This is a genomic window from Desulfoluna spongiiphila, from assembly GCF_900101345.1.
Taxonomy (GTDB): domain Bacteria; phylum Desulfobacterota; class Desulfobacteria; order Desulfobacterales; family Desulfolunaceae; genus Desulfoluna; species Desulfoluna spongiiphila.
In genome coordinates this window covers 22,652-35,749 of sequence record NZ_FMUX01000009.1, presented here as the reverse complement: position 1 = coordinate 35,749, position 13,098 = coordinate 22,652, and the positions used below count along the sequence as shown (strand labels likewise).

The 13,098-nt window shown below is 56.7% G+C and carries 8 protein-coding genes and 1 riboswitch; of the genes, 6 read left to right on the top strand and 2 right to left on the bottom strand.

Annotated features, from left to right (window positions below):
- Positions 1 to 416 precede the first annotated feature (416 nt).
- The 4 genes from BLQ12_RS13005 (at position 417) to BLQ12_RS12990 (ending at position 5,677) form a co-directional block, all read left to right on the top strand.
- The gene (locus BLQ12_RS13005; protein ID WP_367888781.1) at positions 417 to 1,913 is read left to right on the top strand and encodes a trimethylamine methyltransferase family protein; all 1,497 of its coding nucleotides are present in this window, start codon (positions 417 to 419) and stop codon (positions 1,911 to 1,913) included.
- 96 nt (positions 1,914 to 2,009) lie between these two features.
- Complete coding sequence (locus BLQ12_RS13000) at positions 2,010 to 3,593, top strand: BCCT family transporter (RefSeq protein ID WP_092211094.1); 1,584 nt, start codon at positions 2,010 to 2,012, stop codon at positions 3,591 to 3,593.
- Between the two features lie 75 nt (positions 3,594 to 3,668).
- Entirely contained in the window at positions 3,669 to 4,301 is a 633-nt protein-coding gene (locus tag BLQ12_RS12995; protein ID WP_092211093.1) for a corrinoid protein, read from the top strand.
- Positions 4,302 to 4,330: 29 nt separating this feature from the next.
- The gene (locus BLQ12_RS12990) at positions 4,331 to 5,677 is read left to right on the top strand and encodes a uroporphyrinogen decarboxylase family protein (RefSeq protein ID WP_092211092.1); all 1,347 of its coding nucleotides are present in this window, start codon (positions 4,331 to 4,333) and stop codon (positions 5,675 to 5,677) included.
- A 431-nt stretch (positions 5,678 to 6,108) separates the two neighbouring features.
- Here the strand turns inward: BLQ12_RS12990 and BLQ12_RS27005 are convergent, their stop codons facing one another.
- Positions 6,109 to 6,378 (bottom strand): hypothetical protein, encoded by a 270-nt coding sequence (locus BLQ12_RS27005; protein ID WP_139163963.1) that lies wholly within the window; start codon positions 6,376 to 6,378, stop codon positions 6,109 to 6,111.
- 18 nt (positions 6,379 to 6,396) lie between these two features.
- Positions 6,397 to 8,310, bottom strand: a complete 1,914-nt coding sequence (locus tag BLQ12_RS12985; RefSeq protein WP_175469739.1) for a TonB-dependent receptor plug domain-containing protein — start codon at positions 8,308 to 8,310, stop codon at positions 6,397 to 6,399.
- Between the two features lie 283 nt (positions 8,311 to 8,593).
- Positions 8,594 to 8,786: riboswitch (cobalamin riboswitch) on the bottom strand.
- Between the two features lie 837 nt (positions 8,787 to 9,623).
- On the opposite strand from BLQ12_RS12985, the gene BLQ12_RS12980 reads away from it, so the two are divergent.
- Both BLQ12_RS12980 and BLQ12_RS12975 read left to right on the top strand, forming a co-directional pair.
- The gene (locus tag BLQ12_RS12980) at positions 9,624 to 11,624 is read left to right on the top strand and encodes a methyl-accepting chemotaxis protein (RefSeq protein ID WP_092211090.1); all 2,001 of its coding nucleotides are present in this window, start codon (positions 9,624 to 9,626) and stop codon (positions 11,622 to 11,624) included.
- A gap of 291 nt (positions 11,625 to 11,915) precedes the next feature.
- Complete coding sequence (locus tag BLQ12_RS12975) at positions 11,916 to 13,070, top strand: succinylglutamate desuccinylase/aspartoacylase family protein (protein WP_092211089.1); 1,155 nt, start codon at positions 11,916 to 11,918, stop codon at positions 13,068 to 13,070.
- Positions 13,071 to 13,098 lie beyond the last annotated feature (28 nt).

Sequence of the window (13,098 nt, the reverse complement as noted above, 5' to 3'; positions counted from 1 at the left end):
AAGCGACCAGACCAGTCGACACAACGCCCTGATTTACTATACATATTCAGGGAGAAGCACAATCCTCAAAGAAGCTGCTCGGGCAGCCCTTAATTCTTGACAAAAAGCATCAAGAATTACGTTCCCTCCCCTGCCACAATGCCTCGCTCCCCAATGCATCCATGCATTGTACCGGCGCCCCCACAGCGCATATGCCCTTTCACAACAAGTCCTTATGATTTGATGCAGCTTTGCATTTTCAACCACAACCCACATAAACCACTGTAAAACCAATCTGTTATCGACACGTTAATGCATGATTGCATCACGGTTCCCTGACAAGTCCCGCCGCCCCAGCCACAAACCCACTGATTACCTTCATCATTTTTTTTTATCGTCCAATGGCATGCCCCTTGCTGTAGAGCGACCTGACATAAATTATTTTTGGGATTTCCATCAATCACACGATTGAGCCAGACCATAAGGAGTGGAGACACATGCTGAACAGATTTCAAACACTGAGCGATTCCGGAAAAGAAAAAATTCACGCGGCCTGCATGGAGGTGCTGGGAAAAACAGGGGTGGTATTCGAAGACGACGAGGCCCTTGCCATATTCAAAGCCAACGACTTTTCCGTGGAAGGAAACAAGGTGTTCTTCCGCGAAGAGCAGGTGATGAAGGCCCTTGAAACCGCCCCGTCTGAGTTCCTCATTCGCGCAAGGGACCCCGAAAAAACTGTTCGCATCGGCGGGGATCATTTCGTGTTGAGCCCGGGCTGGGGCGCGCCCTTCATGATTGACGCCGACGGCACCCGGCGTTCGGCCACCATGGAGGATGCGGACAACTGCCTGAAGCTGGCCCAGAGCTCCCCCTACATCGACATGGCGGCAAGCGGCATGGTCTGCCCCCCCGACCTCAACCCCAAAACAGCCTCCGCAGAGCTCCTGGCCTCCACCTTCATCCATTCGGACAAGCCCTTGACCGGCAACCCGTGCAGTCGGGAAAACGCCGTGGAGCTTCTGGAGATGGCCTCCATCGTGTGGGGGAGCCGTGAAGAAGTGATGAAAAGCCCTGTGGCCATCACCTCCATCAACCCCACCTCCCCCCTGATCTTCGGCCCCGAGGCCGCCGGGAGCGTCATTGAGCTGGCCCGCGGGGGCCAGGCCCTTCTCATCTCCAGCATGGTGATGGCAGGCCTCAGCGGCCCCATCACCCTGGCCGGCACAGCCGTGCTGGAGATGGCCGAAAGCCTGGCGGGCGTCGTCCTGGCCCAGCTGGTGCGCCCCGGCACCCCGTGCGTGTGCGGGGGCACCTCCTGCGGAGCGGACCTTCGCCTCTGCAGCGCCACCATCGGCAGCCCCGAGCTCCTTAAGATGATGAACATCGCCACGGAGATGGCCCGGTACTACGGGCTCCCCTGCCGATACGGGGGCGGGCTCACCGATGCCCATGCCCCGGACGCCCAGGCAGGCATGGAGTCGGCCCTCACCATGGCCCTGAGCCTGGCTGCGGGCACCCACTACATGCACCAGGCCTGCGGCATCCTTGGCGCTTACACCGCCATGAGCCTGGAGAAATTCGTCATGGATGAAGAGCTCGCAGGTGCTCTTCGCAGGGCCTTGCAGCCCGTGGAGATCACCGATGAGACCCTGGCCCTGGACACCATCACCCGGTTGGGGGCAGGGAGCAGCTTCCTCATGGAGCCCACCACCGCCATGCGCTGCCGCACGGAGTTCTTCCTTCCCACCCTGGCCTATCGCAACAACTACACGAAATGGGAAGCAGCGGGAAAACCGCAGCTTACCGATACCGCCAGGCTCCACGTCCGCGAGCGTCTCAGCGCCTACACCAAACCGGACATGGACCCGGCCATTGAAAAAGACCTGATGGCATATATCGACGCCAGGCGGGCGTCGTCAAGCACCGCAGCCTGAGGGCCAACCCAATCAGGACCCACTCAATCCACGGCCGCTCTCCTTGCCCGGAGCGCAAAGCGGCCGTATATTCCAACCACGTCGACAGGAGATTGTATGTTTCAAGAAGGAAGCAAGGAGAAACACGGAGTGTTAAAACGCTATTTCGGTGAGGAACTGGACACCACCATTTTTTACTTTATCATCACACTCACCGTGCCCTTTGTGGTGCTGGGGGCTTTCTGGCCGGAGCTCCTGGCGAGCCTGTGCAGCACAGCCGTGGGCGTTGTCTTTAAAGTGTTCCAGTCCACCTACCTGCTGGGCGTCACAGGGATCCTGGTCTTCTGTCTGGCCCTTGCCTTCTCGCCCTTTGGAAAGGTCACCCTCGGAAAACAGGGGGAAAAAGCCGAATTTTCAACCTTCAGCTGGTTCTCCATGCTCTTTTCCGCCGGCATGGGAATCGGCCTTATTTTCTGGTCCGTGGCAGAGCCCCTGATCCACATGGCCGCCCCCCCCACCGGTGAAGCAAACACCTTCGAGGCGGCTCGCCTGGGCCTTGAGCTTTACTTTTTCCACTGGGGTTTCCACGCCTGGGCGGTCTATGCCATCGTCGCCCTGACCATGGCCTATTTTCAGTTCAGAAAAGGCGAAGGCGCCCTCTTCTCAAGTTGCCTGATTCCTGTCATCGGACGAAAGCACGCCAACGGCACCGTCGGCCGCCTCGTGGACACCTTCGCAGCCTGGGCCACCATTTTCGGCGTGGTCACGGGCCTCGGCATGGGCGGCATGCAGATGGCCAGCGGCATCAGCAGCCTCATGGGCATCCCCGGAGGGGCCAACCTCACCACGGCCCTCATCCTCATCGTGACCTTTGCCTATATCGTCACGGCCGTCACCGGGGTCTCCAAGGGGATCAAGTTCGTGGCCAACCTCTGCGTGCTGTTCATGATCGCCCTGATGTTCTTTTTTGCCCTCTTCGGACCCACCGGCTACATCCTCAAGACCCTGTGGATGGGCCTCTCCGACTACATGACCGACCTGCCCAGGCTCTCTTTTGCCACCACCCTTTTCGACAACGACACCTGGACACGCAACTGGACCGTCTTCTTCTGGGCCTTCTGGATCGCCTGGGCACCCTTTGTGGGGGCCTTCATCGCCCGCATCTCAAGGGGCCGGACCATCAGGGAGTTTATCCTCGGGGTGATCATCCTGCCGCCCCTCTTCTCCTTTATCTTCTCAGCGGCCCTGGGCGGCACCACCATGCACCTGGAGTTTGTCCAGCACCTCAACGTCAGTGAGCCCATCAACAAAGACTTTGCCATGGCGCTGTTCGTCACCCTCAAGCACCTGCCCTTCTTCCACTTCATGACCGGGCTCTCTTTGGTGCTGATCTTCTTTTTTCTCATCACCTCGTGCAACTCGGCCACCTACGTGGCGGCACGCTTTGTCACCTGCGGCCGTGACGTGGCCGACCCCAAGGCAAACAACCGCCTGACCATCACCTTCGGGACGATCCTGGGCCTTCTCACCGTGGTGTTCAACTACTCCGGCGGCCTCAAAGGCCTTCAGACCGCAACCATCCTGGGCTCCGTCCCCTTTTTCATCGTCATGTGCCTGGGCATCGTCGCCCTGATCAAAGACCTTATCCAAAACGAACGCACCCAAAAAGCATCCATGGGCGCGTCCGCTCAACCCGAATAATCAAAACCAGACGGCGGGACAAACCAACCACGTGTCCCGCCACCGCATATTGCAACAAAAGGAGTGATAACAACCATGTCAATTGAAAATATATTCCAGGCCGTCATCGGGCTCAATGCAGACCAGGTGGTAAGTGAGGTAAAGACAGAACTTGCCGCCGGTACAGATGTCAATGCCATCTTAAACGACGGGCTCATCAAAGCGATGGATTTTGTCGGGGAGCGTTTCTCCGCCGGCGAAACCTTTGTCCCGGAGATGCTCATGTCTGCCCACGCCATGAAAACCGGGGTGGAGCTGCTGAAGCCTCACCTCACCGGCGATGCACAAAAAAAGGTGGGCACCATTGTCATCGGTACCGTTGACGGGGACCTTCATGACATCGGGAAAAACCTGGTGTGCATCATGCTGGAAGGGGCCGGATTCAACGTGGTCGATCTCGGTGTCGATGTGAAAAAGGAAACCTTTGTGGAGATGGCCAAAGAGCACAACGCCGACATCATCGGCCTCTCCACCCTTCTCACCACCACCATGTGCATGGTGGAAGATACCATCGCGGCCATCAAAGAAGCCGGCATCCGTGACTCTGTAAAAATCCTTGTGGGTGGGGCTCCCCTGAGCCGGGAGTATGCCGACAGCATTGGGGCAGATGCCTTCGCTGCCGATGCCGGTTCCGCAGGAAAGGTTGCCCGCGACCTGGTTCTTCACTAACCCGCCACGTTTATTCAGGACAGAATCTCATGAACAGCAAATCTCTTATACTAAACGCCCTCAAACACAAAGAGGTTCCCCGTACCCCCTGGGTACCATACACCGGCGCCCAGATCGCAAACCTTAAAGGGTACGCCGCCGATGACATGTTCAAGGACGTGGACAAACTCGTGGAGTGCCTCCTTGAGGCGGTGGCACAGTATGCCCCGGACGGCCTCCCCGTCATGTTTGACCTGCAGGTTGAAGCCGAAATCCTGGGATGCGATCTCAAGTGGTACCCCAACACGCCTCCCACGGTGTGCACCCACCCCCTTGCCGACGACTTCACCATCCCCACCAGGCGCCTCACCAGGGAAGACGGACGCATCCCCATCATCATGGAAGCCACCCGGCGCCTGAAAGAGGCAAAGCCCGACATTGCCCTCTACGGCCTGGTCTGTGGTCCGTTCACCCTTGCTTCCCACCTTCGCGGCACCAACATCTTCATGGACATGTACGGTCAGCCCGAAAAGGTCAAAGAGCTCATCACCTTCTGCGAAGAGGTCGTCAGCGAGTACGCGGGATACCTTATAGAAGCGGGATGCGATGTCATCGGTGCCGTGGATCCCCTGGTCTCCCAGATTTCACCGGCCTCCTTTGACCAGTTCCTGGGCGAGCCCTTCACCGCCTTCTTTGACAAGCTCAAGGCACAGAACATGCCCTCCACCTTCTTTGTCTGCGGTGACGCCACGAAAAACATCCCGGCCATGTGCCTTACCGGACCCGACGCCATTGCCATCGACGAAAACGTGGACATCGTGGAAGCCAAGAAGGTCACCGACGAACACGGGGTCCTCATCTCCGGCAACCTCCAGCTCACCATCACCATGCTCTTCGGCACCCAGCAGGACAACCAGAAGGCCGCCATCGACCTGATGGATGCCCTGGGCACCAAGGACTTCATCCTGGCCCCCGGTTGCGACGTGCCCTTTAACGTGCCCCCTGAAAACATCGTGGGCATCGGCATGGCCGTCCAGAACAAAGAAGCCACGAAAAAAGTCCTTGAGACCTACGTGAAAAAGGATGAGCTCCCCGACATAGAGCTGCCCGATTACGAGAGCCTGGACCACGTCCTCATCGAAGTGATCACCATCGACTCCCAGACCTGCGCCGCCTGCGGCTACATGGTCGCCTCGGCCAACGCCGCCGCCGCCCCCTTCGGCCACAAGGTCAAGGTGGTGGAGCGCTCCATCATGTACCCGGAAAACGTCGCCTTCATGGGCAGGATAGGCCTTGCAAATGCCCCGGCCATGCTGATCAACGGCGAGATCAAACATGTCTCCCTGATCCCCGCCGGCGACACCCTTACGTCAGAAATCAAGGCCGCCATGACGTAAGGGGCTGCGCAAAAATAAAACAGACAAAAAGCGATGCCTTCTGTGGTTAAAAATCGGATTAACCACAGGGTCAAAAGGACTCAGAAAAAGAACAAAAGCAATGCCTCCGGCGGCGAGGTGTGCCACCTCGAAAGCAAACTGCGAATGCGTTTTCCCCTTCGTTCCTCAGGGAAAATCACATTCGCCTTTGATTCAGATTAAACTGAATCTGCTTTTAAAACCTGTTTGTTAAACCCGTCGTTTTAAGATCAGGCAAAAGGTTAGCCCCCGACAGGGCCGCCGGAGGCATCTTTAATTTGGCTGCCTTCTATGGTTAAAGTTGGGTAGAAAAAGCTTGCCTCCGGCGGCGAGGTGAGCCACCTCGAAAGCAGGTTGCGAATGCGATTTCCCCTTCATCCCTCAGGGAAAATCACATTCGCCTATGGTTCAGATTAAACTGAATCTGTTTTTTTAACCTGTTTATCAAACTTTTCAAAAGTTTGGCCCCCGGCAGGGCCGCCGGAGGCATCTTTAACTTGGCTGCCTCCGGCGGTAAAGTGAACCACACTGGAAGCAGGTTGCCGCAACGTTTTACCCCTGGTTGGTGATCCCCGACGCACCCGTACCATGAAAAAACAGGCCATTCGATAATTCGAATGGCCTGTTTTTATGAGCCTGATCAGGGTACCACCGGCAAGCCGCCCTGTGGCAGCATCTCCCAAGGGTTGCTTGTCTCCCCTTTAAAACCTCATCTCATACCCGAGCTTGTAGGTCCGGCCCAGGTCGTAATACTCGTAGTTCTTTTTCTTGCCGGGGGTGTTGTCCCCCCAGGTCACCACGGTCTCGTCGAACATGTTGTCCACGCCAAAGGTCAGGTACCCCTTCCAGCATGCCAGCTTCCCTGCAAAGTTTACCGGGTTGTAGCTGGGCAGGTCTCTCTCCCGCTCCCGTAAGATATCGATATTCAGGTTCAGCACCAGAGGCTCGGTGATATAGGATGCTCCCACGGAGGTCTGGAACTCGGGCGCGGCCTGGTACTCTTCGCCGTCGGTGTCTTCAGCCGTTGTATCGGCCAGGTAACCTGCCATGTCCAACGAGACGGCATCCAGAAACGAGGCTTGGTTCACAAAGGGATAAAACGAGGTTTCCCACTCCACCCCCGTGGACTCGTAGTCGCCCGCGTTGAACTTTGTGGTATCCTTGCCGACGGTCATGGTCTCGATCTTGTCTTCGTAGGTCATGTGAAAGCCCGCCAGCCTCACCCTCATGTAGTCGTTGTCGTACTTCACCCCGCCTTCATAGGTCCAGCCGCTCTCGGGGTCGAGGTCCGGATTGCCCGTGAGGGCATCCCCCTTGTAGTACAAATCGTTGAAGGTGGGAGCCTTAAAGGCCTTTCCGGCGTTGGCAAAAAAGTTCAAGCCGGGGGAGACCCGGTAGGTCACCCCTGCCGAGGGCAGAAAGATATCGTAGTCCTTGTTGTCGCAGTCCCCGTAAATCAACTGCTCCCGGAACCCCAGGACCACGGTAAGGGATTCAAAAAAATCCCTTTTGGCTTGCACAAAAACAGAAACATCGTCCCTGTGGTGCCTGCCGTACTTCTCGTCGTAGTCGGCGCCCCGGTAGACATAATCCGCCCCGGTGGTGAGTTCCACACCACCCAGACTGGCCCGGTAATCGCCCTGCACCCCGTAGTTGTAGTTTTTGTTGCTCTCGTCGGTGAGCCCTTTGCTTGTACGTTCCTCCCGGTCCAGCTGGTCAAGGTAGCCGAAGGCCTTGAGCTTGACGTGCTCCTTTTCGAACCGGAGGTCGGCAAAGTGCTTGACGTGCTCCTGATCCGTCTCCTTGTCCACGACCCCCGTATCCTTATTTTTCGTATACCCGGTGGTACTGATGCTCCCAAGGTAGTCAAAATGGAGGCCATCGGCCAGGGTGGCGTTGAGGTTCAGGCCACCGCTGTCCACGGCGTCCCGTGCGTAGGAGTAACCGATACTTTTGGTTGAGTTGGGGTAGGTCGCCTGAGAGATCTTGTCCACGGCGTCCAGGTGGGCGTAGGAGACGCCGACGTTTACCCGGGGGCTGCTGACCTCGGCGCTTGCCGTGCGATGCCCGTGGGACCCGGCTTCGACAGCCACGGATGCCCGAGTGGATTTGGCATTCTTCTTGGTAATGATGTTCACCACGCAGGCCATGGCATCGGCCCCGTACAAGGTAGAAGCCGCCCCTTTCATCACCTCCACCCGCTCGATCTGCTCTAAGGGAATCATGTCCAGGTCGTACCCCTGACCGGCGGCACCCTGAACCGGACAGCCGTTGACCAGGATCAGGGTGCCCTTGGAGACCCCCCTGGCGGTGATCTCACTGTTCATGCCACCGAAGGAGACCCCCTGGGGTCCGAAGGATTTGTAGGAGAACCCCCCTTTTCTTCTCAGGGCCTGGGCCAGGTTATCCGCCCCTGTCTCCATAAGCTCTTCCGATGAATACATGGTCACAAACCGCGGGGTCTCTTTTTCCCCGGTGGGAAACCGCTCGGCGGTGACCACAACTTCATTCAGCGACTCTCCTGCGGCTGTGCCTGCGGACACAACCCCTGCGGAGCATAAAACAATGGCTGCCACACCTGTACAGGCCAGGTGCTTCACATGACGTTTCAACATTCCTCGTTCCTCACATCCCTTGAAAATTAAACCGGCATGCATGGGGAAACGAGGCGGGCATACCCATCCGGCCCCCACACATAGAGGGAAACCGGGCCATCCGCCCCGTCTCCCCAACGCTCATGGCCGCAGCTCCGACCATGAATGATCCACGTACCGTGCGGGTCTTTTCTTCCCTTCGCTACCGCGCCGGGAAACAAAAAAACCCACACAGATCAACGCCTGTGTGGGATACCGTTTTCATTCCACAATGCTATTTTTCACCCTTTACCACGAATGAAAAATCAACCTAATTATTCAGGTAAGTCTTCTGACTCCCGGATCAGCCTACTTGCCGCGCCTTCCCGTCAAATATCAACAGTGGCTTGCGTGCGGCGTTCGTCCCCGGTTACAGCGGCGGGCCCGTTCCTGAGTTGCACAGGATTCCTTGTTATGCTGGCCATAAACCGGCCGGCACCTGAATATCTTTATGTATGAAATGACTGTTTGCCATTTCTTCGAATGGAAAAAAAAGTAACTCACCACCGGAGAGATGTCAAAGAAATTGTGAAGTACAAAGGAAAGCAAATCATGTATGCCAGTTCAGCAAACCGTCACCGTCGGCTCATCACGCCCTGACACCGCCTCTGACCAAAACGTTCACAATGACAAATGCACGCGCCTTCTATCTCTTTGACATCATACACAAGACAGCCAGAGGGTTCACCAATACACCGCAACACGCCCTATCCCCCCGAGTTAACACGCAAAGGAAAGCACGGCCAGCGCCCTTGACAAGGTTACTTCTAAAACACAGCAATACCAGCCGAAACGAATTCCTTCTTTCCCTCTTTTTTCTGTTTGACTATCCATATCGGTTGAGGTAATAGCTCTCCTGATTTTTATAAGAAATTGTATGAAATATTGTTTATAATCCAGGAAAGGACACATCTGCTTCAGGCCGGGAAGGCTGGAAAGACACTTATAAAACGGTAAATGGCAACCTGCACGACTTGCCATACAACCAAAGGCCTTCCGTTTGAATCGTTACGGTTCATAACGCCTCACTACCCAACCCGGGGAGACAAAAAACACACCAGACCGAATCCCGACAGTTCCCGTCGGGCAAAGGCCTCACCTCATATGAGCGTGTTTCGGTTTTTCCACCCCTAACTATTTTCCAGACCCAAATACATGTTTTACCCAACCCGTCGCTGACTTGAGTGCTGACGGGCACCTTGATCTGCGGACTCGTGCGGGTGCACGCCATGGGGCTTGAGTTACGGATAATTCTTTATCCATAGAACACCTTTTGATTAGGAGAAACACACCCGATGAACACCCTGAAAAAAATGACCCTTCAAGCCAAACTCATCCTGGGATTTACCATGGTCCTGGCCCTGCTGGCGGCCACCACGCTGCTGGGCATCGTCAAGTTAAACGGCGCATCCAAGGGATTTGAAAGCTACCGGGAAATGGCCCGCAACGCCAACCTGTCCGGCCGTATCCAGGCCAATATGCTCATGACGCGCATGAACGTCAAAGAGTTCCTCATCTCCGGAAATGAAACCAACCGGGAAGAATTTTCAGGGTACTACGATAAGATGGCGGCACTCCTGGGGCGGGCATCCGGCGAAATCAACCACCCTGAGCATGCCGCAAAAATGAGGGACATCGAAGCCTCTGTTGTCCGTTACAACGAAGCCTTTACCAGGGTGGTGGACCTTCAAAAACAGGAAACAGATCTCATCAACGACGTCCTGAACCCCACGGGCACCGGTATGGAAACACTGCTGGCGGGCATCCTCGAATCGGCCAGGCGAGACAACAATACGGATGCGGCCTATGAAGCAGGGGTTGCCATGGAACATATGCTCATCGGCCGAGTGTACAGAACGGGCTTTTTCGTCAGCAGTGACCGTGCCGATGCCGACCGGGTGATCTCCGAGTTCGAGCTGATGCAAAAAGCCCTGAATCACCTCGCTGAAGAGGGCAGCAACTATGCGGCCCCGCTCTCCAAAATCAAGGCGGAAAAAGACCGTTACCTCCAAGGATTCGACCAGGCCCTCTCCCTTCGCGATACCCGAAACCAAATCATCACCGACACCCTGGACCGCATCGGCCCCGAGGTGGCTCGCCTCATCGATGAGATCAAGCTCGACATCAAGGGGGTTCAGGATGAAATCGGCCCCCGCCTGAAGGCCTCCAACCACCGGGGTATCGTCCTGATTATCTGCATCAGCCTGGGCGCCCTGCTTACAGGTGCCCTCATTGTCATCTTCCTTACCCGCAGCGTCTTAAGGCAACTGGGCTGCGACCCGGCTGAAATGGCGGAGGTGGCCCGCAACATTGCCGGCGGCAACTTCCTGATCTCCTTTACATACGACAGGAACAACGCGCTCCACGGTGTCTACAAGGACATGGAGACCATGGCGATCAAACTCCGGGAGACCTTCACCAACATCCATTCCGGGGTAAACACCCTCACCGCCTCCACCGCTGAACTCGACACCGTGTCGACTCAGATGGTGTCCGGATCAGCTGAGACCTCAGGCAAATCGAACACAGTGGCTGCAGCCGCAGAAGAGATGAGCACCAACATGAACTCGGTGTCGGCGGCCACGGAGCAGTCGGCCACCAACATCAACATGGTGGCTGCCGCACTGGAAGAGATGACCGCGACCATCAACGAGATTGGCATCAACACCGCCACAGCCCGCGGGATCAACGATGAAGCGGTGGTCCTGTCCCGCAAGGCGTCCACCAAGGTAGACACCCTGGGAAAATCGGCACATGAGATCGGTCAGGTCACCGAAGCCATCAAGGAGATCTCCGAGCAGACCAACCTCCTTGCCCTGAACGCGACCATCGAAGCCGCACGGGCCGGGGAAGCGGGAAAAGGGTTTTCCGTGGTGGCAAGCGAAATCAAAGAACTGGCTGTCCAGACCTCCGAAGCAACCCTGGAGATCAAGACCCGCATCGACGGAATACAGGGCGCAACCCAGGACGCCATTGTGGAAATCCAGGGCATTTCAGACGTCATCACCCAGTTAAATGAACTGGTCACCACCATTGCCTCGGCCATTGAGGAGCAATCCGTCACAAGCAAGGAGATCGCCGACAACATTGCCCAGGCTTCCAGGGGAAATCAGGACATCACCGAAAGCATCGCCCAGAGCGCCGTTGTCGCAGGGGAGATCACCCATGATATCAACCAGGTGGACCAGGCAGCAGGCGTCATGTCAACCAACAGCGCCCAGGTCAGCGACAACGTTGAAAAGCTGAAAAACCTGTCCGAACAGCTCAAGCAGATGGTGGACGTCGTCCGATTCTGATGACCAGGTAAAAGATAGAGGGGAGGATAGGGCCGGGCCCTGCCTCCCCTTTGACCTCAGCTGCCAACCATCACAAAATACCGAAAAAGAATAGACACTTCCAACCCAAACACGGTACAAAAGACAAGCTGTCAAACCAGTCCCACCTGCACAACACAGCGGCCCATCCATCACCAAAATGCCACACAGTGCCCATGCTCTCCCCCATGCTCCCCATGGACGTGGTCGGCCCACACAGCCCCACCACCGCCATCATCCATGAAACCATGCCTTGAGGGCTGAAGGAGGATTATGAAAACCCACTGGCTGATTTTTCTGGTTCTGCTTCTCACATGCCCGGCCATGGCCACGGAAACCATCACAGACAAAGGTGAGGCCGAACCGCCCGCCGCACCCCCTGCGGCCCATGACACCAAACAGATCAAAGAGACCTTTGAATCCCAAACGGCAAAGCCCTTCAAACTCATCGGGGAAACCGTCATGCCCGGCACCATGAAGACCCTCAAGTGGTTCTCGGTTCAGGCTCCGGGCGGCGTAACGGTGGGAACGCCCGTCATTGTCATCAACGGAACAAAACCGGGGCCTGTCCTGGCCCTGACCGCCGCCATCCATGGCGACGAACTCAACGGCATCGAAATAATCCGCCAGGTGGTCCACGACATTGACCCGAAAAAACTCAAAGGGGTGGTGGTGGGGGTCCCCATCGTCAACCTGGAAGGGTTCTGGCGGCGAGACCGCTACATCGGCGACCGGAGGGACCTCAACCGCTATTTTCCCGGCAACCCCAAGGGCTCCTACCCCAGCCGTGTGGCCCACGCCCTGTTTACGGACATCATCAACCCGTGCGACATGCTCATCGACATCCACACCGGCTCCTTCTTCCGGGAAAACCTGCCCCAGCTCCGTGCCGACCTCTCCGTGGACCAGGTGGCCGACATAGCCAAAAGTTTTGGTGAATTGACAGCCCTTCAAAACACAGCCCCGGAGGGGAGCCTCCGCAGTGCCGCAACCGCTTCGGGCATCCCCGCAGTGGTCATGGAAATCGGCGGCCCCTTGAGCCTGGAGCCCGACAAGGTGACCACCGGCGTCAAAAGCATACGCACCTTTTTAAAAAACGTGGGCATGGTGGAAAAATTAAAACTCCTGCCCACCCCCCAGCCCGTCTTTTACGGCAGCGAGTGGGTCCGTGCCGAAGCAGGTGGCATCCTCATGAACAAAGTCAAACTCGGCGCATCCGTTAAAAAAGGAGACCTGCTGGCCGAAATCATCGACCCGGTCACCAACGACGTGCACCAGACCCTGTCCCCCCTCAACGGCACCATCCTGGGACGCGCCCAGAACCAGTTTGTCAGCCCGGGCTTTGCCATCTTCCGGGTCGGCATCCGGCACACCCCGGAAGAACTGAAAGAACAAAACCAGAAAAAAACGGCCGGCGCTACGGAATAAAAGGATAAAACGGGAAAGACTCAAAAAT

Coding starts and splice junctions, on each gene's coding strand:
- BLQ12_RS12990 (WP_092211092.1), top strand. CDS start 4,331: ATGAACAGCAAATCTCTTATACTAAACGCCCTCAAACACAAAGAGGTT.
- BLQ12_RS12985 (WP_175469739.1), bottom strand. CDS start 8,310: ATGTTGAAACGTCATGTGAAGCACCTGGCCTGTACAGGTGTGGCAGCC.
- BLQ12_RS12995 (WP_092211093.1), top strand. CDS start 3,669: ATGTCAATTGAAAATATATTCCAGGCCGTCATCGGGCTCAATGCAGAC.
- BLQ12_RS13000 (WP_092211094.1), top strand. CDS start 2,010: ATGTTTCAAGAAGGAAGCAAGGAGAAACACGGAGTGTTAAAACGCTAT.
- BLQ12_RS12975 (WP_092211089.1), top strand. CDS start 11,916: ATGAAAACCCACTGGCTGATTTTTCTGGTTCTGCTTCTCACATGCCCG.
- BLQ12_RS12980 (WP_092211090.1), top strand. CDS start 9,624: ATGAACACCCTGAAAAAAATGACCCTTCAAGCCAAACTCATCCTGGGA.